Annotated in this window: 16 protein-coding genes; 10 read left to right on the top strand and 6 right to left on the bottom strand. The window is 70.1% G+C overall.

What is annotated here, in order from left to right; all coding sequences use genetic code 11:
• Positions 1-873: a mycothiol conjugate amidase Mca gene (gene mca / locus ACGFML_RS02450; RefSeq protein WP_393539095.1), complete on the bottom strand. Its 873-nt coding sequence runs from the start codon at positions 871-873 to the stop codon at positions 1-3.
• A 166-nt stretch (positions 874-1,039) separates the two neighbouring features.
• On the opposite strand from mca, the gene ACGFML_RS02445 reads away from it, so the two are divergent.
• The 3 genes from ACGFML_RS02445 to ACGFML_RS02435 all read left to right on the top strand — a co-directional run bounded on the left by ACGFML_RS02445 (position 1,040) and on the right by ACGFML_RS02435 (position 3,041).
• Positions 1,040-1,450 (top strand): DUF4307 domain-containing protein, encoded by a 411-nt coding sequence (locus ACGFML_RS02445; RefSeq protein WP_393539093.1) that lies wholly within the window; start codon positions 1,040-1,042, stop codon positions 1,448-1,450.
• A gap of 260 nt (positions 1,451-1,710) precedes the next feature.
• The gene (greA, locus tag ACGFML_RS02440) at positions 1,711-2,208 is read left to right on the top strand and encodes a transcription elongation factor GreA (protein WP_393539091.1); all 498 of its coding nucleotides are present in this window, start codon (positions 1,711-1,713) and stop codon (positions 2,206-2,208) included.
• A 332-nt stretch (positions 2,209-2,540) separates the two neighbouring features.
• The gene (locus ACGFML_RS02435; protein WP_393539089.1) at positions 2,541-3,041 is read left to right on the top strand and encodes a hypothetical protein; all 501 of its coding nucleotides are present in this window, start codon (positions 2,541-2,543) and stop codon (positions 3,039-3,041) included.
• Between the two features lie 63 nt (positions 3,042-3,104).
• On the opposite strand, the gene ACGFML_RS02430 is transcribed toward ACGFML_RS02435, so the two are convergent.
• From ACGFML_RS02430 to ilvA, 3 genes are all read right to left on the bottom strand, one after another.
• Complete coding sequence (locus ACGFML_RS02430; RefSeq protein WP_393539087.1) at positions 3,105-3,956, bottom strand: ABC transporter permease; 852 nt, start codon at positions 3,954-3,956, stop codon at positions 3,105-3,107.
• Positions 3,953-5,026, bottom strand: a complete 1,074-nt coding sequence (locus ACGFML_RS02425; protein ID WP_393539085.1) for an ATP-binding cassette domain-containing protein — start codon at positions 5,024-5,026, stop codon at positions 3,953-3,955. Before ACGFML_RS02425 ends, ACGFML_RS02430 begins: the two co-directional genes overlap by 4 nt.
• Before the next feature lie 276 nt (positions 5,027-5,302).
• Positions 5,303-6,604, bottom strand: a complete 1,302-nt coding sequence (ilvA, locus tag ACGFML_RS02420; protein WP_393539083.1) for a threonine ammonia-lyase — start codon at positions 6,602-6,604, stop codon at positions 5,303-5,305.
• A 190-nt stretch (positions 6,605-6,794) separates the two neighbouring features.
• Here ilvA and ACGFML_RS02415 point away from each other — a divergent pair, with 190 nt between their 5' ends.
• Positions 6,795-7,292 carry a MarR family winged helix-turn-helix transcriptional regulator gene (locus ACGFML_RS02415; RefSeq protein ID WP_393539081.1) on the top strand — a complete coding sequence of 166 codons (498 nt, stop codon included), beginning with the start codon at positions 6,795-6,797 and terminating at the stop codon, positions 7,290-7,292.
• Between the two features lie 209 nt (positions 7,293-7,501).
• On the opposite strand, the gene ACGFML_RS02410 is transcribed toward ACGFML_RS02415, so the two are convergent.
• Entirely contained in the window at positions 7,502-8,662 is a 1,161-nt protein-coding gene (locus ACGFML_RS02410; RefSeq protein WP_393539079.1) for a cystathionine gamma-synthase, read from the bottom strand.
• A 190-nt stretch (positions 8,663-8,852) separates the two neighbouring features.
• On the opposite strand from ACGFML_RS02410, the gene ACGFML_RS02405 reads away from it, so the two are divergent.
• The 4 genes from ACGFML_RS02405 to ACGFML_RS02390 all read left to right on the top strand — a co-directional run bounded on the left by ACGFML_RS02405 (position 8,853) and on the right by ACGFML_RS02390 (position 11,853).
• Positions 8,853-9,992: a hypothetical protein gene (locus tag ACGFML_RS02405; RefSeq protein ID WP_393539077.1), complete on the top strand. Its 1,140-nt coding sequence runs from the start codon at positions 8,853-8,855 to the stop codon at positions 9,990-9,992.
• Positions 9,993-10,155: 163 nt separating this feature from the next.
• Positions 10,156-10,857: a peptide-methionine (S)-S-oxide reductase MsrA gene (gene msrA / locus ACGFML_RS02400; RefSeq protein ID WP_393539075.1), complete on the top strand. Its 702-nt coding sequence runs from the start codon at positions 10,156-10,158 to the stop codon at positions 10,855-10,857.
• Between the two features lie 49 nt (positions 10,858-10,906).
• Positions 10,907-11,263, top strand: a complete 357-nt coding sequence (locus tag ACGFML_RS02395; protein ID WP_393539073.1) for a hypothetical protein — start codon at positions 10,907-10,909, stop codon at positions 11,261-11,263.
• A complete protein-coding gene (locus tag ACGFML_RS02390) occupies positions 11,260-11,853 on the top strand; it encodes a hypothetical protein (RefSeq protein WP_393539071.1) in 594 nt (197 codons plus the stop codon). Before ACGFML_RS02395 ends, ACGFML_RS02390 begins: the two co-directional genes overlap by 4 nt.
• A 799-nt stretch (positions 11,854-12,652) precedes the next feature.
• Here ACGFML_RS02390 and ACGFML_RS02385 read toward each other — a convergent pair.
• Complete coding sequence (locus tag ACGFML_RS02385; RefSeq protein WP_393539068.1) at positions 12,653-14,215, bottom strand: FAD-dependent monooxygenase; 1,563 nt, start codon at positions 14,213-14,215, stop codon at positions 12,653-12,655.
• 540 nt (positions 14,216-14,755) lie between these two features.
• On the opposite strand from ACGFML_RS02385, the gene ACGFML_RS02380 reads away from it, so the two are divergent.
• Both ACGFML_RS02380 and ACGFML_RS02375 read left to right on the top strand, forming a co-directional pair.
• Entirely contained in the window at positions 14,756-15,187 is a 432-nt protein-coding gene (locus tag ACGFML_RS02380; protein WP_393539066.1) for a hypothetical protein, read from the top strand.
• A gap of 16 nt (positions 15,188-15,203) precedes the next feature.
• Entirely contained in the window at positions 15,204-16,814 is a 1,611-nt protein-coding gene (locus tag ACGFML_RS02375) for a DnaJ C-terminal domain-containing protein (protein WP_393539064.1), read from the top strand.
• Positions 16,815-16,894 lie beyond the last annotated feature (80 nt).

Raw genomic sequence — 16,894 nt, 5'->3', positions numbered from 1 at the left:
TCAATTGTTGCGGATGCCCGCGAAGAGGTCGCCCTCGGGGAGGGAAGTGTCCACGAGCGACTTCGCGAGCTCGTACTCCTCCGTCGGCCAGACCTCGCGCTGGATGTCCATCGGCACCCGGAACCAGCCACCGTCGGGGTCGATCTGGGTGGCGTGCGCGATCAGCGCCTTGTCCCGGATCTCGAAGAAGTCGGCGCACGGAACGTACGTGGTCAGCGTGCGCTCACGCTGCTCGAACTGCTTCCAGCGCTCCAGCCACTCGCCGTACGGCGACTCCATGCCGCGCGCCAGCAGCGCCTCGTGCAGCGCGATGGTGCGCGGCTTGTTGAAGCCCTGGTTGTAGTAGAGCTTCTGGGGCTGCCAGGGCTCGCCGGCCTCCGGGTACTTCTCCGGGTCGCCGGCGGCCTCGAACGCCACCATCGTGATCTTGTGGGTCATGATGTGGTCCGGGTGCGGATAGCCACCGTTCTCGTCGTAGGTCGTGATGACCTGCGGCTTGAACTCGCGGATCAGCTTCACCAGCGGCGCCGCGGCCTCCTCGACGGACTGCAGCGCGAAGCAGCCCTCGGGCAGCGGCGGCAGCGGGTCGCCCTCGGGCAGCCCGGAGTCCACGAAGCCCAGCCACTCCTGCTTGACGCCCAGGATCTCCCGGGCCTCGTCCATCTCCTTCTTCCGTACCTCGTGGATGTGCTCCTCGATGTACGGGTCGCCCTGGAGCTTGGGGTTGAGGATGGAACCTCGCTCGCCTCCTGTGCAGGTGGCGACCAGCACGTCCACCCCCTCGGACACGTACTTGGCCATGGTGGCCGCACCCTTGCTCGACTCGTCGTCGGGGTGGGCGTGGACCGCCATCAATCGCAGCTGCTCAGTCAAGACTCGATCCTCATTGAAAGGCTGGGTGAAAGGCGTAAGTGGATGCCTCCTATAGTGACCGAAGCGAGGGGGCGCTGTATTCCCTGGACCCCACCCCGGGCCGGTACACCGCTCCGGGCTCCGGGACCCAGGTCCCGGACAGGTCCCCGTACCAGGAGGAATGATCATGACGTCGGTGCGCGACGAGCTCCCGGAGGGACGCTATGGCCTCCCCGCCGACGGGCGCGCGGACCGCAAGCTCAAGATCCTCGGTGCGGTGCTCGGCGTCGCACTGCTCGGGGTCGTCGGCTGGACCGGCGCCTCGTACATCGCCGGGCAGGATCTCAGTGGCCGCATCATCACCTGGGACGCGGTGTCCGACAGTGCCGTCAAGGTGCACCTCGAAGTCATCAAGGACACGGACGGCAAGGGCGTGTGCACGCTCCGCTCGCAGGCCGCCGACGGCTCCGAGGTGGGCCGCAGGGACGTCACCATCGACCAGCGCGCGGCCCAGGTGAACACCGAGGTCACGCTGCGGACCACCAGGCGGGCGACCAACGCCGTACTTGTCGGCTGCCAGGCGGCCGGCGACAATTGACTCGGGCACGGGCCGGCGGCGGCTGACCCCGCCACGGGCCGTTCCGCGACGCACCCTCGCCGGCCGGCGTGCGAAGCCGGCGCGTGAAGCCGGACGCCGCGCGGGGTGAGCGCCCCTGAACAGCGACGATGCGTCGCCAGGGAATTCCCCCTCCCCGTTTTGTGCCGGAATTGTTAGGCTCGTGGTTTCGCCCACCTGTGAAGGCGCAAACCTTCTTGGTAGGGCGTTTGATTTATCCCCAGTACCGACGAGGAGCACCTGTGACCCAGACCAGCGAAAACGTCACCTGGCTTACCCAGGAGGCGTATGACCAGCTCAAGGCCGAGCTGGAGCACCTGTCTGGTCCCTCCCGCGCCGAGATCACCGAAAAGATCGCGGCGGCCCGCGAGGAGGGTGACCTGAAGGAGAACGCCGGGTATCACGCCGCCAAGGAAGAGCAGGGCAAGCAGGAGCTTCGTGTCCGCCAGCTGACCCAGCTGCTGCAGACCGCGAAGGTCGGCGAGGCCCCCGCAGCCACCGGTGTCGTCGCTCCCGGCATGGTCGTCACCATCGCGTTCGACGGAGACCCGGACGACACGCTGTCGTTCCTCCTGGCCTCCCGGGAGTACGCGAGCTCGGACATCGAGACCTACTCCCCGCAGTCGCCGCTGGGCACGGGCGTGAACGGCAAGAAGGTCGGCGCCAGCGCGCAGTACGAGCTCCCGAACGGCAAGAAGGCCACCGTGAAGATCCTCGACGCCAAGCCGTACAGCGGCTGAGGCGGCCCGCGCCGCCCAGGCGTGAGACAGACGGAAGCGGCCCGGAGGCCGAGGAGCACTCCGGGCCGCTTCGCTGTTCCGCCACTCGCCGGCCGCGTCCTCGCCGGCCGGCCTCGGGGGATCCGGCGAGGCGGGGATCCGCCGAGGCCGGCCCTCGCCGGTCACCCTGATCCGGATGTCCAGCAGCTCCAGCAGCTCCAGCTGCTCCGGCAGCTCCGGCAGCTCCGGCAGCTTGGTGCCATTCCCGAAAATTCGATTGCCCGGCCCTCGGTACCCGGACACGATCCCTGGTGCCAATCTCCCCATCGCTGACCACGACAGGAGAACTCAGGATGTCTGTCACCTTCAACCGGCCTCGCCGCTCCCGCCGCCTGGGCACCGCGGCGGCCGCGGCCGCCTGTCTCGCCCTCGGTGCGCTGGGAGCCGGTACCTCTCCTGCGGGCGCCGCGCAGGACACCGAGACCGTCACCGCTTCCGCGTTGTCGGCCGGGCAGGCAGCGGCTGCCGGCCAGAAGAGCTTCACGTACGCGCCGAAGCTCAAGCAGCAAAAGAAGAACGGCCAGTACTACCTCTACGCGACAGCGGACTTCAAAGCCCTCTCCGGGGCGAAGATGAAGAAGATCTGCGTCAACATCTGGCTGTCCACCATGACCGGCACCAAGCCGATCAAGGGCGCCTGTACCGACACCATCGGAATCGGCGGGGTCACCACGGCGTCGGTCAAGTGCGGTTACGCCCTGTACTACGCGACGGTCTGGGCCTACGACAAGAACGGCAAGGCGATCGACAGTCTGGCCCGCTCCATCAGGAAGTCTCCCTATTGCCCCGCATAGGGCGGATGGGCCGCAGGTGGGACGAGGACCGCCGTCCGGTCGGACGGCGGTCCTCGTGCGTCATCAGGCAGTGGCCGACCGGTACTTGCGCACCGCGAGGGTGCGGAAGACCACGATGATCAGCACCGACCAGAGGATCGAAGCGATGACCGGGTGCTGCATCGGCCAGGCGCTGGAGTCGACCACGCCCGGGTTGCCGAACAGCTCGCGGCAGGCCTGCACGGTCGCGCTGAACGGGTTCCATTCGGCGATGTGGCGCAGCCAGGCCGTCATGCCCGAGGTGTTCACGAACGCGTTGGACACGAAGGTGACCGGGAACAGCCAGATCAGCCCGCCCGAGGTGGCCGCCTCGGGGGTACGTACGGAGAGACCGATCAGGGCGCCGATCCACGAGAACGCGTACCCGAGGAGGAGCAGCAGGGCGAAGGCGCCGAGCATCTTGGGCAGGCCGTTGTGGATGCGCCAGCCCACCAGGAGGGCGACGATCGCGAGGACGACGACGGTCAGGGTGGTCTGCACGAGGTCGGCGAGCGTGCGACCGGTCAGGACCGCGCCGCGTGCCATGGGCAGCGAGCGGAAGCGGTCGATGAGGCCCTTGTGCATGTCGTCGGCGATGCCCGCGCCTGCTCCGGCGGTCGCGAAGGTGACGGTCTGCGCGAAGATGCCGGCCATCAGGAACTCGCGGTAGGCGGCGGCGTCCGTGGTGCCGCCGATGTTGACCGAGCCGCCGAAGACGTAGCTGAACAGCACCACGAACATGATCGGCTGGATGAGACCGAAAAGGACCACTTCCGGAATCCGACTCATGCGAATCAGGTTCCGCCGGGCGACGACCAGGGAGTCGCGTACGGAGCGGCTGAAGCCGCCGCGGGGGCTCGGGGTGCGGACCGGTGCCGCTTCGGTCGCCGTCGTCACTTCACGCTCTCCTTGTCGGCCGTCTCGCGGCCCGTATCGAGTACGGCGGGTGCCTCGCCGGTCCGGGCTCCCTTGCGGCCCTTCTTCGGCGGCCCCGCGGCGCCGCCCCCGTCGCTGCCCGCTTCCGCGGCCTCGGCGGCTCGACCGGTCAGCGAGATGAAGACGTCGTCGAGGGTCGGGCGGCGCAGCCCGATGTCGTCGATCTCCACGCCGCGGGTGTCCAGTTCGCGGATGATCTCGGCGAGCAGCTTGGCGCCGCCGGCCACCGGGACGGTGATCTTGCGGGTGTGCGGCTCGACGGTGCCGTCGCCCTTGCCGAAGCCGCGCAGGACCTCCTCGGTGAGGGAGATGTGCCCGGGGTCGTGCACCACCACCTCGACACGCTCCCCGCCGGTACGCGCCTTGAGCTGGTCCGAGGTGCCCTGGGCGATGACCCTGCCGTGGTCGACGACGCAGATGTCGTGCGCCAGGCGGTCGGCCTCCTCCAGGTACTGCGTGGTGAGCAGCAGCGTCGTGCCGCCCGCGACGAGCTCCTGGATGACGTCCCACAGCTCCTGGCGGTTGCGCGGGTCGAGTCCGGTGGTCGGCTCGTCCATGAACATCACGGGCGGGCTGACGACCAGCGCGGCGGCGAGGTCGAGGCGGCGGCGCATCCCGCCGGAGTAGGTCTTGGCGGTGCGGTCGGCGGCGTCGGAGAGGTGGAAGCGCTCCAGGAGTTCACCGGCCCGCCGCTTCGCGTCCCGGCCGCTCATCTGGTAGAGCTGCCCGACCATCATGAGGTTCTCGCGGCCGGTCAAGTACTCGTCCACGGCGGCGAACTGGCCGGAGAGCCCGATCGAGCGGCGCACCCGGTCCGGGTGGGCGAGGACGTCGATGCCCGCGACCTCGGCCTTGCCGCGGTCGGGGCGCAGCAGGGTGGTCAGGACCCGTACGGCGGTGGTCTTGCCGGCGCCGTTCGGGCCGAGCATTCCCAGGACGGTCCCTTCGGGTACGTCGAGATCGACGCCGTCCAGAGCCCGTACGTCCCCGAACGTTTTCACCAGACCTTCGGCGTAAATGGCGCCTGGCATGTGGTCACTCCCATGGCTTGGGTTGATTCCAGGTCGAATATTACGGTTGACGGACTTTCTGCGCTCTACGGGCGTTTACCCGCACAGGAGCCTTTTGTCCGTGCGAGCCACCACGACGCACCGGCGACCCGACAACCGGATGTTACTGCAGACGCGATACATCGCGATATAGGTTGTCGGTTTTTCGTAAGGGCCACGGTGCAGGAACACGCGTGCGGCGCCGCGGACCTCCCGCGACGCCGCACACCGTCCGATCCGTCCGACCCGTCCGACCCGTTACGCGATCACGAAGTACCCCGCCTCGTGCAGCGCCGTGCCGACCTCCGCGCAGTGCTCGGGGCCCTTCGTCTCCAGCTGGAGTTCGACCTCCACCTCGGTCAGCCCGAGCCGGGGATCGAGCCGTACATGGCCCACGTCCAGGACGTTGGCGTCCACCACCGAGAGCACGCCCAGCAGCGTCGCCAGCGCGCCCGGCCGGTCCGTCAGGCGCAGCCGGAGCGAGAGGTAGCGGCCGCCGGCGGCCATGCCGTGCCGCAGGATGCGCTGCATCAGCAGCGGGTCGACGTTGCCCCCGGACAGCACCGCGACCACCGGTCCCTCGAAGGTCTCCGGGTGCGACAGCAGCGCCGCCACCGGGCTCGCCCCGGCCGGCTCCACCACCTGCTTCGCCCGCTCCAGGCACAGCAACAGCGCACTGGAGAGCTCGTCCTCGGAGACCGTACGGATCTCGTCCACCAGCTCGTGCACGATGCGGAACGGCACATCACCGGGGCGGCCGACCTTGATCCCGTCCGCCATCGTGGCCAGCGCCTCGACGGCGACCGGCTGCCCGGCCTCCAGCGACGGCGGATAGCAGGCCGCGCCCGCCGCCTGCACGCCGATGACCTTCACGTCCGGCCGCAGCGCCTTGACCGCCAGCGCGACCCCGGCGGCCAACCCGCCGCCGCCGACCCCGACGACGATGGAGCGCACCTCCGGGCACTGCTCCAGGATCTCCAGGCCGAGCGTGCCCTGGCCCGCGATGATGTCCGGGTGGTCGAAGGGGTGGATGAAGACCGCGCCGGTCTGCTGCGCGTACTCCTGGGCAGCGGCCAGCGTCTCGTCCACCACCTGGCCCTGCAGCCGTACCTCGGCGCCGTATTCGCGGGTCGCGGCGACCTTCGGCAGCGGCGCGCCGACCGGCATGAAGACCGTCGAGCGCACCCCCAGCAGGGACGCCGCCAGCGCCACACCCTGCGCGTGATTGCCCGCGCTCGCCGCCACCACCCCGGCCGCCCGCTCCTGCGGCGTCAGCCGGGCGATCCGCACATAGGCACCGCGGATCTTGAAGGAGCCGGTGCGCTGGAGGTTCTCGCACTTGAGGTGAACGGGTGAACCGACCAGCCCGGACAGATAGCGGCTGCCCTCCAGCGGAGTGGCCCGGGAGACGCCGGAGAGGAGCTTGTGCGCCTCGCGCACGTCATCGACCGTGATCGCCGCGACCGGTTCCTCGTCCTGTGCCCGCCCGGTGCCGGGGACGTCGTCGGGAAGCGTGGCTGCGCGGGGCCCGTGTGGCGTACGAGACGTGTGATCGGCCATGCCGCCAGTCTCCCAGTTCGGCCCCGCTCGGGCCTTTTCGACCGGATGGCGAGATCACCCCGACGGTGCGGAACGGTCTCGGCCACCTCACGGGGCGCTATCGGAGCGGCAGGGCCGGTACGGTCCCCGCCGGGTCCGCGTACGCTGTCCTCCCGTCCATCACCACACCCGATGAAGCGAGCTCCCGGCCATGCCCACCTCTTCGGACATGACGACCCACCCCGACACCACCCTCCTCGACGCGCTGCAGCACCAAGTGGCCGTCTTCGCCCGCCGCGCCGAGCAGAGCCGGCTCGGCGGTGTCGGGCAGGCGCGCAACTCCATGGACCGCGCCGCCTATCTGCTGCTCAACCGCCTCGACCAGGAGGGCCCGATGGGCGTCAAAGCCCTGGCGGCCGGAATGGGCATCGACTCCTCGACGGTCACCCGGCAGGTGGCGCCCCTCGTGGACGCCGGGCTGGTCGACCGCGCCACCCACCCCGAGGACGGCCGGGCCGTGGTGCTCCAGCTGTCCGAGCGCGGCCACGCCCGCCTGGAGGAGGTGCGCGCCTCGCGCCGCGCGCTGATGGCCCTGGTGACGGAGGACTGGTCGCCGGAGGACCGCGACGCGTTCTGCGCACTCCTCACCCGCTTCAACACCTCGCTCGCCGCGCTCGCCTCCCTGACCCCGGCCGGGCCCGCGTCCTGAGAACCCGCGCGGCCGGGCCCACGCCGTCCCGCTCCTGCGCCCGCTGACACCCGAGCCCGGCGGCCAACGTGCCCCGGCCGCCCGGAAATCGTCGATCCGCGCGCCGGGACGGACGTACGCCGCCCGGCACCGGCCACCCGAGGCGGAGCCGCACGGCCAGGGCACCCGACCCCCCTCCCGGGGCGGGGAGGGGAAGCCGGGGAGGAAACTCAGCCCAGGGCCTGCGTGAGGTCCGCCAGCAGGTCGTCGGCGGACTCGATGCCGACCGACAGGCGCACGAGGTCGCCCGGGACCTCCAGCGCGGAACCGGCCGTCGAGGCGTGCGTCATCCGCCCCGGGTGCTCGATCAGCGACTCGACGCCGCCCAGCGACTCGCCCAGGGTGAACAGCTTCGCCCGGTTGCAGACCTCCACGGCCTCCTGCTCGCCGCCGGCCACCTGGAAGGACACCATCCCGCCGAAGAACCGCATCTGCTTGGCGGCGATCTCGTGGCCGGGGTGCTCGGACAGGCCGGGGTAGTAGACGCGGGTGACCTTCTTGTGCGAGGCCAGCATCTCGGCGACGCGGGACGCGTTGGAGCTGTGCCGCTCCATCCGTACGGCCAGCGTCTTGATGCCGCGCGTCACCAACCAGGCGTCGAACGGCCCGGCGATCGCACCCATCGCGTTCTGGTGGTAGGCCAGCTCCGCACCGAGCGCGTCGTCGTTGACGACCAGCGCGCCGCCGACGACGTCCGAGTGCCCGCCCATGTACTTGGTCGTGGAGTAGACCACCACGTCCGCGCCCAGGGCCAGCGGCTGCTGGAGGTAGGGGCTGGCGAAGGTGTTGTCGACGACGAGCTTGGCCCCGGCGTCCCGGGCGATGCCGGCCAGCGCCTCGATGTCGCTGATACCGAGCAGCGGGTTGCTGGGCGTCTCCACCCAGATCGCCTTCGTACGGGGCCGCAGCGCGTCACGCACGGCCTGCGGGTCGGAGGTGTCGGCCACCGACCACTCCACACCCCAGCGCTCGACGACCTTCGCGAAGAGGCGGAAGGTGCCGCCGTAGGCGTCATTGGGGATGACGACGTGGTCGCCGGGGGTCAGCAGGGTGCGCAGCAGGCAGTCCTCGGCGGCGAGGCCGGAGGCGAAGGCGAGGCCCCGGCGACCGCCGTCCAGGGCGGCGAGATTCTCCTCCAGGGCCGTGCGGGTCGGGTTGGCGCTGCGGCTGTACTCGTAACCGCCGCGCAGGCCGCCCACGCCGTCCTGCTTGTAAGTAGAGACCTGGTAGATGGGCGGCACCACCGCGCCGGTGGCCTGGTCAGGCTCCTGACCAGCGTGGATGGCAAGGGTTTCGAAATGCTGGTGGCGCTGTTCGCGCTGATCGCTCATGTCTGTCGAGGGTAGTCGGCCGCGCGACGGAACCTTCAGGAACTTTCTGCTTGGTTGGATAGTGAATACATAGGACAGCTCACACAGGACAGCTCACACAGGACAGCTCACACAGGACAGCTCCTTCCGCTCCGTACAGATCCCCGCCCCACAGAACCCCGCCCTCTCTCCACCGACCGGGACACTCCACATGGACGCTCTGCTCGTGCTCCTCGCCGCGATCGCCCTCGGCGGTCTCGTCTTCCTGCCCTGGATGCGGCGACGGCGGGCCGTACAGCAGACCCGGCAGGGTCTGCTGGTGGCCGGCGACCCGATGGCGGGCTACGGCTTCGTCCCGCTCGACGAACTCGACGTCCGCCTGCCGGGCCCCGACCAGGAGCTGGACGACGCGCTCGCCGCGGTGCGCCACAGCCGCGACTGGCGCCCGGCGGCCGAGCTGCTGAAGTCCACCGGGGACGACTGGGAGCTGCGCTGGCAGCGGGTCCAGACGCTGGCCGGGTCCGCCGCCTTCGAACTGGCCCGGGAGACGACGGACGGCGAGGACCACGCCGCCGGGCCGCGGTCCGGCGGCATCTGGCTGCGCACCTGGCGCCTGGAGTCCCCCAAGGACCCGGGCGGCGCCCAGACGCACGCCCAGTTCCTGGTCCTCCAGGCGCTGCGCGACCCCGGCTCCCAGGACTTCCGCATGATCATGGAGGAGGCCCGTACGGTCTGCCGGGAGGCGGCGCTGCTGGCGCCCGGCAGCCCGATCCCGTATCTCACGGAGCTGGCCGTCGCCCGCGGCCTGGGCGAGCGCGCCGCGGACTTCGAAGAGCTCTGGACCGAGGTCGTCCGGCGCGCCCCGCACCACATGGGCGCGCACCTGGCGGCGCTGCCGTACTGGTCGCAGAAGTGGCACGGCTCCCGTGCCCAGGCCGAGGCGTTCGCCCAGCGCGCGGCGGCCGGGGCGCCCGAGAAGAGCCTCCTGCCCGCCCTGCCGCTCTTCGCGGTGTACGAGCACCTCCCCGAGGCCAACCTGGTCCGCGGCCTCTATCAGAGCGCGGTCGTCGAGCGGGCCATCGAGGGCGCCCACTTCGCCCTGGATCAGGCCCCCGCCGACCACCCGGTGGCCCCGCATGTGCGGCATCTGCTGATCTGGTTCCTGGTCCGCGCCGAGCGCTACGCCGAGGCCATGGAACAGCTCCGGCTGGTCGACGGCCACGTGGGCGCCGTCCCCTGGTCCTACGGCCGCAGCCCCGCCGCCGAGTACGCCGCCTACCGCGCCCTGGCCATCGCCGGCTGGGAACAGCTCGGCGGCACCTCGGCGGGCTTCCCCCGCGACGGGCACTGAGGATGTCCGCCGGCACGCCGCTCCGCGCACCGGCTCCCGGCGCCGCCCCGGGCGGGACGGCACGGAATACGCACCCCGCCCAGCGGCGTTGCCCACAACGCGGCACCGTCCTTCGCCACCCTCGCGGCCATCCGCCTTCCTCGCCCCCTGGAGTCTGATCCCGATGTTGTTCTCCCGCTCCAAGAACCACCTCCCCACCCCCGAGGAAGCGCTGAAGGGCCGCCCCGAGCGGGGCTTCACCGTCCCCGCCCGGCACACCGTCCTCGGCAACCCGCTGCTCGGCCCGTACCCCGAGGGCCTGGAGACCGCCGACTTCGGCCTGGGTTGCTTCTGGGGCGCCGAGCGGAAGTTCTGGCAGGCGAAGGGCGTGTGGACCACCCTCGTCGGCTATCAGGGCGGCCACACCCCCCACCCCACCTACGAAGAGGTCTGCAGCGGCCTGACCGGTCACACCGAGGCCGTCCGCGTCGTCTACGACCCCCAGGTCATCCCGTACAGGTCCCTCCTGAAGCTCTTCTGGGAATCCCACAACCCCACCCAGGGCTTCCGCCAGGGCAACGACACCGGCACCCAGTACCGCTCCGCCGTCTACACCCACTCCCCCGCCCAGCAGGAAGCCGCCGAAGCCTCCCGCGACGCCTACCGCACCGTCCTGCGGAACTCCGGCTACGGCGACATCACCACCGAAATCCTCCCCGCGGACGGCCGCCCCTTCTATCCGGCCGAGGGCTACCACCAGCAGTACCTCGACAAGAACCCGGCGGGGTACTGCGGGATCGGGGGGACGGGGGTCAAGCTGAGTGACCCGTTCGAGACGAACTGGGGAGCTTCCTGCCCCACGGGCATTGCGCCGGCTGATGACTGAACGTGCCACGTCACCCACCGGCCTGCTGCACGCTGCGGCAGTTCGGTGGGTGGACACCAGCGCATACCCCTCGATTGTCGAGGTCGTCTTCGTCGATGCCGATGGCGTGCGGCACTCGATCATCGACAAGACGCTTCTGTTCTGGGACGCGGACGAGGAGCCCGAGCCGAACACGGAGTTTCCCCTCGCGGTCCGTCTGGACGCGATGCTTGTCGAGTCGGGCCTACCCGGCAACCGAGTCCGTGTGGTCGTTGATCACCGATCTGTCAGCGACGACGGGTACGCGGAGTTCACGGTCTTCGCCCATCAGGTCACCGCGGAAACCTCCCGAGCGGCACCCAGGGCAGGCGCCTCCGGCCGGGACGGGGCCAGCTGCCCGGTCGATGTGGCACGCGCCGACGGATGAGCCTCGGTCTCGACCGCGAGCATCTCTCCGCGCTGTGGCAGCGGCAGTGGCCCATGGGACCACCCCTCGCCCATGAGCTGCGCGCCGCCTACGGCCACCGCTGGGTGCGCTTCCACAGCCTCCCCGGGTCGAAGCGCCACCCGGAGACGGAGGACGAATACACCGTGGTCCTGGACCGCAACAACACCGTGCTGGACGAGCTCTTCGCCGGCACCGACGTCTACGTGGTGACCACGGCCTGGTCCAGTGAACCGAACGGTCCGCAGCGCCCCACGCGCCGGCGCGAGGTGCACGCCGACGGCTCCCCCTGGATGACCATCGCCCACGACGCCGATCCCGACCCCGAGTTCCACACGTACACACACCTCTACGCCGACCGCCGCCCCTGGCAACGCGGCAGCATCGACGGACTCCTCCGGGACGTCGCAGACGACGTACTCAGCGGCGTGATCATCACCGACGCCGGGCTCCGACGCCTCCACCATCCCTACGACGGCGGCGCGGACGTCATCCTGACAACTCCCGAAGAACGCGACGAAATTCGGAACCGCCATACGGGCTGGCTCTCGCAGCATCCGATCGGACTGTGAGCCCCGGTTCCGGACACAACCCACACGATCTGGACACCGGCAATACCTCGACAAGAACCCGGCGGGGCACTGCGGGATCAGGGGACGGGGGTCAAGCCGGGTGCCCCGTCGGAGACGAACCGGGGTCGGTCCTGCCCGACGGGGGTCGTTCCTGTTCCAGAAGCCCCAGAACAGTAGGTCCGGCCGGTGTGCGCGGACAGCGAACGGCCGTCCGCGTACACCGGGGCGCTTACCCCATGATCAGCGACGGCCTCCCAAGGCGATGAACGGCGACACGTAAGCCGCCGCCTCGGCGGGACTCGCCTTGCCGAAGTAGATCAGCGCAAAGCCGCCGACCAACGCCGCGCAGCGGTAGGCAGTCGTCGACCAAGACGCGCCAGACGGTTGGCCGGCGACGCCAGGAGGCTTCATACTCACGGTGCCCTCTCTCTACGAGGTGGGTAGCAGGAGGCCACCCGTTTCGTTTCGAGGCGTGCGGGTGGCTCCTCTTGTTTGGAAGGAGGGAAACCCAACCTCCCTGCGAAAAGCATCCCTTGGCCGCATCATCCAAGGCAAGCCACGCCTCCCAGCAGCATCATTGAGGCCGCTGACCTGCGGAACCTTCGAATCGAAGAGCTCTCACCTTCGAATTAATGCCCCCCTATGCCCTCATACGAGTGCCCCGGCGGAGGGTATTTTGTGGTGCAGGTCACGTTGGAACCTTGAGATCGCAGGCGGATTTACAGGAGCCGGCTCCGAGTGACCTTCAAATCCAAGAAATGACCTGCGCCTCCACGTGAATCAACGCAAGAGCGACGGATCAGCCCGGCGTCACCGCACCCGCCGGCACTCCGAACCACTGTTCCAGCGCCTCCGCCAGCCCGGCCGCCGACGTCAGCGCGTGCGCCCCCGCGTCGGCTGCCCAGGCCGTGAAGCCGTCCGGACGGACGAGGACCGCTGCCAGTTTTGGGCGGGACGGGCAGCCGGCCGTCAGGGTGTCGACGCGGCCGGCATACCCCGCAGCGAGGGCCCGAAGCTCCGGGTCGTCGGTGAGGTCGAGCAGGAGCGCCCGGCCGCCGTGGAGGTGGTCCGCGAGGCGGCCGCCGTCGGTGAGTTCGAGGTCCGGGCTGCTGCGGCCGGTCAGCGGGTGCTCGCCCGGCAGCTCGTACCGCACCCCGCCACCGTTGAGCCGCGCGGTGAGGTACGTGGTGCCCACGACCGTCTCCGCCAGGTCGCTGACGATCTCGCGCAGGGCCCGGGACTGCGGGTCCGGGCGCATGGCCGCGACCTGGGACCGGGTCCAGTCCAGGACCCACGCACCGACCGGGTGCCGCTCGGAGGTGTACGTGTCCAGCAGCCCTTCCGGCGCCCGGCCACCGATCACCGCGGCGAGCTTCCAGCCGAGGTTCATCGCGTCCCCGATACCCAGGCTCAGCCCCTGGCTCCCGAACGCGGAGTGCACGTGCGCCGCGTCGCCCGCCAGCAGCACCCGGCCCTTGCGGTACTCGGTGACCTGACGGGCGTGGTCGGTGAAGCGGGTCGCGGTCCGCACCCCGGTGATCGTGACGTCCACGCCGGATACGCGGCGCAGCCGCGCCTGGAGGTCCTCGGTGGTGACCGGCGCGTCCCGGTCGGCCGGCGGGCCATCGAACTCCACAGTGACGACGCGGCCCGGCATCGGCCCGTGGGCGTACACCCCGGTGTCCGTGGCGGTCCAGCCGACCTTCAGGTCCTCGACGCCGGTCATCTCCACGACCGCCTGGTGACAGGTGATCTCCGGGTCCGTACCGGGAAATTCGAACCCCGCGAGCTTGCGGACCGCGCTGCGGCCGCCGTCGCAGCCCACGAGCCAGCCGGCGCGTAGGGCCCCGTGGCTGGTCCGCACGGTGACGGCCCCGTCGTCCGCGTCGAAGCCGGTCAGCTCCACTCCCCGACGCACGTCGACGCCGAGCTCGTCCGCCCGCCCGCCGAGCAGCCGCTCGATGTCCTGCTGCGCCACGAAAGCGATCTCGGCGGCGGGCCCGGCGTCGCCGAGGCCCGGCTCCGTACGGTCGACCAGGTCGGCGCGCAGCATGATTCCGGCGAAGTGCCCGACGATCCCGAGCCCTTGGCCCGCGGCAACGCCTCCGTCCCCGCTGTTCCGTTCGCGCATGAATGCCTGGAAGCGGTCCATCGCCTGCCGCTGCACCTCGGCCAGCGCGGGCAGCATGCCTCGGCGGTAGAGCGCCTCGGCGCTGGGCGTGGTGATCGCCCCGCCCTTGATCGTCGGGTCCACTTCGGTGAGGCGCTCCAGGACGGCCACCCGCGCGCCTCCGAGCCGGAGCTCGCAGGCCAGCATCAATCCGACCGGGCCGCCTCCGGCCACCACTACGTCATAGTCCATGGTGGCTGACTATGGCCGAGGGCCAAAAAGGCCAAAAAGTCGCCGCGGTGTCAAGGGACCGGCCCGCCCCGCGAGGAGGATGGGGCCAGCCCGCCCCGCGAGGAGGATGGGACCGGCACGGTGAGCGCTGAGAACGATCAAGGAACGAGGCTCGGATGTTCCTCAGACCCCCAGCACGCCACGGCGGGCCTGGTAGGTCTCAGGTTCGCCTTCAGACCCCTGGGCGCGGGCGGTCAGTGGTGGCCGTGAGGCATCGGCAGGCCACCAGAGGGACGCGACGTCACAGCCTGCTCCTTGGGTGGCCCACCTGACGGCACAGGCCGGCAGGGACGGGGTCAGCCGCCCGGCGGGGCCGCACCGGCCGACCAGAGGCCCCGACCGGCACCGATAACGGCGCGCTACCTGGTCAGGGGCTACCCTCCAAGAAGAACTGCAACGAACTGGTGTTGTATGCAGGCACGTTGACGGGGAGCGGCTGAAGGGGCGGCCCCCTGACCCCCGTCTCCTAGACTGGAAGCCGCAGACGAACGGGGGACGAACATGCCAACAACCAGCCGGATGAGCCTGGTGGTGTCGGGTGGGATCGACGCGGACCAGGAAGAACTGGACGAGCTCACCTCACATTTGAGGCGTCGACTCCTCGAACTCGACATCGACGACGTACGGCCCGTCCGGCCTGGCGGAGACATCCCCGAGGGCGCCAAGCCCAGCGAGCTGATAGCGGTCGGCGCCCTGGCCGTCAGTCTCGCGCCGATGACGTTGCGGCCCGTACTGCACCTGGTGGAAACCTGGATGCGCAACCGCCCTGTCCGCACGGTCAAGGTCGACGTGGACGGTCGCGTATTGGAGCTGGAACACGCGACCCCGGAGCAGCAACAACGCTTGGTCGAAGCATTCCTGGAGGAGATCCGGACGGCACCCGATGAGCCCTCCGCGCAAGGCGGCGGACAACCCCCTGCCGCCCAGGAGTAGCCAGAGCAGACTCACCATGACCGACTCTCCCCTGGGCCCGGGTTGCCGGGACGCCCTCCTCATCGCCACGGGCACGTACGACGACCACACGCTCAGCACGCTCCGCTCCCCGGCACAGGACTGCGCCGGCCTCGCCGATGTCCTGGCCGACCCGGGCATCGGCGCCTTCCGCACAGAGCAGGTGAGCGACGCGCCGGCTCATCAAGCGATGCGTGCCATCGAACGCTTCTTCCTGAGCCGGAGCCGTGACGACCTGCTCCTCCTCCACGTGTCGTGCCATGGCATCAAGGACGACGACGGCCACCTGTACTTCGCCGCCCGCGACACGGACCGTAACCTGCCCGCCTCCACGGCGATCCCGGCCGCCTTCCTCCGCGACCGCATGGAACGCTGCCGGGCCCGCACGATCATCGTCCTCCTTGACTGCTGCTACAGCGGAGCTTTCCTCCCCGGCGCGAAGGGCGACGGCCAGATCCACGTCCGCGACGAACTCAGCGGCCACGGCCGGGCCGTACTGACCGCGACGAACCGGACCGAGTACGCCTGGGAGGGAAGGCACATCGAATCGACGGCCCCCCAGCCGTCCCTTTTCACGGGCGCGCTGATCGAGGGCCTGTGCACGGGCGCGGCCGACCTGAACGGTGACGGCCGGATCACCGTCACCGAGCTGTACGACTACGTGTACGAGTCCCTGCACCGGGCCGGAGTGAAGCAACACCCACGGATATGGGCGGACTTGGAGTACCAAGTCACGATCGCTCGGACGGTGGGAGCGCCGGTCCGGGACAACCCGGGTGCGCCTCTCCCGGACCCACCGCCGCAGGAGACAGCGGCCCTGAGCAAGATGGCCACCCGCGACTCCACCGAGGACTCCACCGGGGACTCCACCGGGGAGGAGCCCATCGGGGCCGCGAAGGCCCCCAGGCCCTATGCAGCTGTGCTGCGCGGCCAAGACGCCTTGATCCGGCAGGAACTCACGTTGGATGAAACGGCGTTCGGCACAGTGAAGGACATCACCGTTGACACGGCGGTGCTGTGTTCAAGCTGCTCGGGCTCGGGCTGGGGTAGGGCGAGGCCCCGCTGCGAAGCGTGCCACGGCCGCGGCGAGAAGGCGAAGGCCGAGCGTGACCTTCTCGGCGAGAGCTCCGATGTGCCTTCCTGCCCCACGTGCCAGGGCCGGGGCATTGTCGGGCCTTGCTGCCCCGAGTGCGACGGCAACGGCCGAGTGCCCACCCGCCGCACGCTCACCGTGAAGATTCCGGCAGGCGTCGACGACGGGACCCGAATCCAGTTCGCCGGTGAGGGAGAGGTAGGCCCCGGCGGCGGCGAGTCGGCCGACCTGTACCTCGAAATCGTTGAGCTCCCGCACCGGGTCTTCGAGCGCATAGGCGACGACCTGCACTGCACCATATCCATCCCCCAGGCCACGGCGACCACGGGCGATACGGTGCAACTGGACACGCTCGACGGCACGAAGACAGTCCGTATTCCTCAGGGCATCCGCAATGGCCAGGCCCTGCGGCTCGCCGAACTCGGCGCCACCCATCTCAAGGTCGGCGACCCGGGTGACATCCTCAGTGCCGACGGCCGGGGCGACATCCTGCTCCATATCGAGATATGCGACTGACCGCACTTGCCCGAGCTGTTCACCTGACATGGCTCTCCGGACGTCAGGGCGCCGATCAGGAGTCGGCAGACAGGTGGGCT

Source organism: Streptomyces sp. NPDC048650, from assembly GCF_043199095.1.
GTDB lineage: Bacteria > Actinomycetota > Actinomycetes > Streptomycetales > Streptomycetaceae > Streptomyces.
This window is presented reverse-complemented; position numbering and strand designations above follow the sequence as displayed.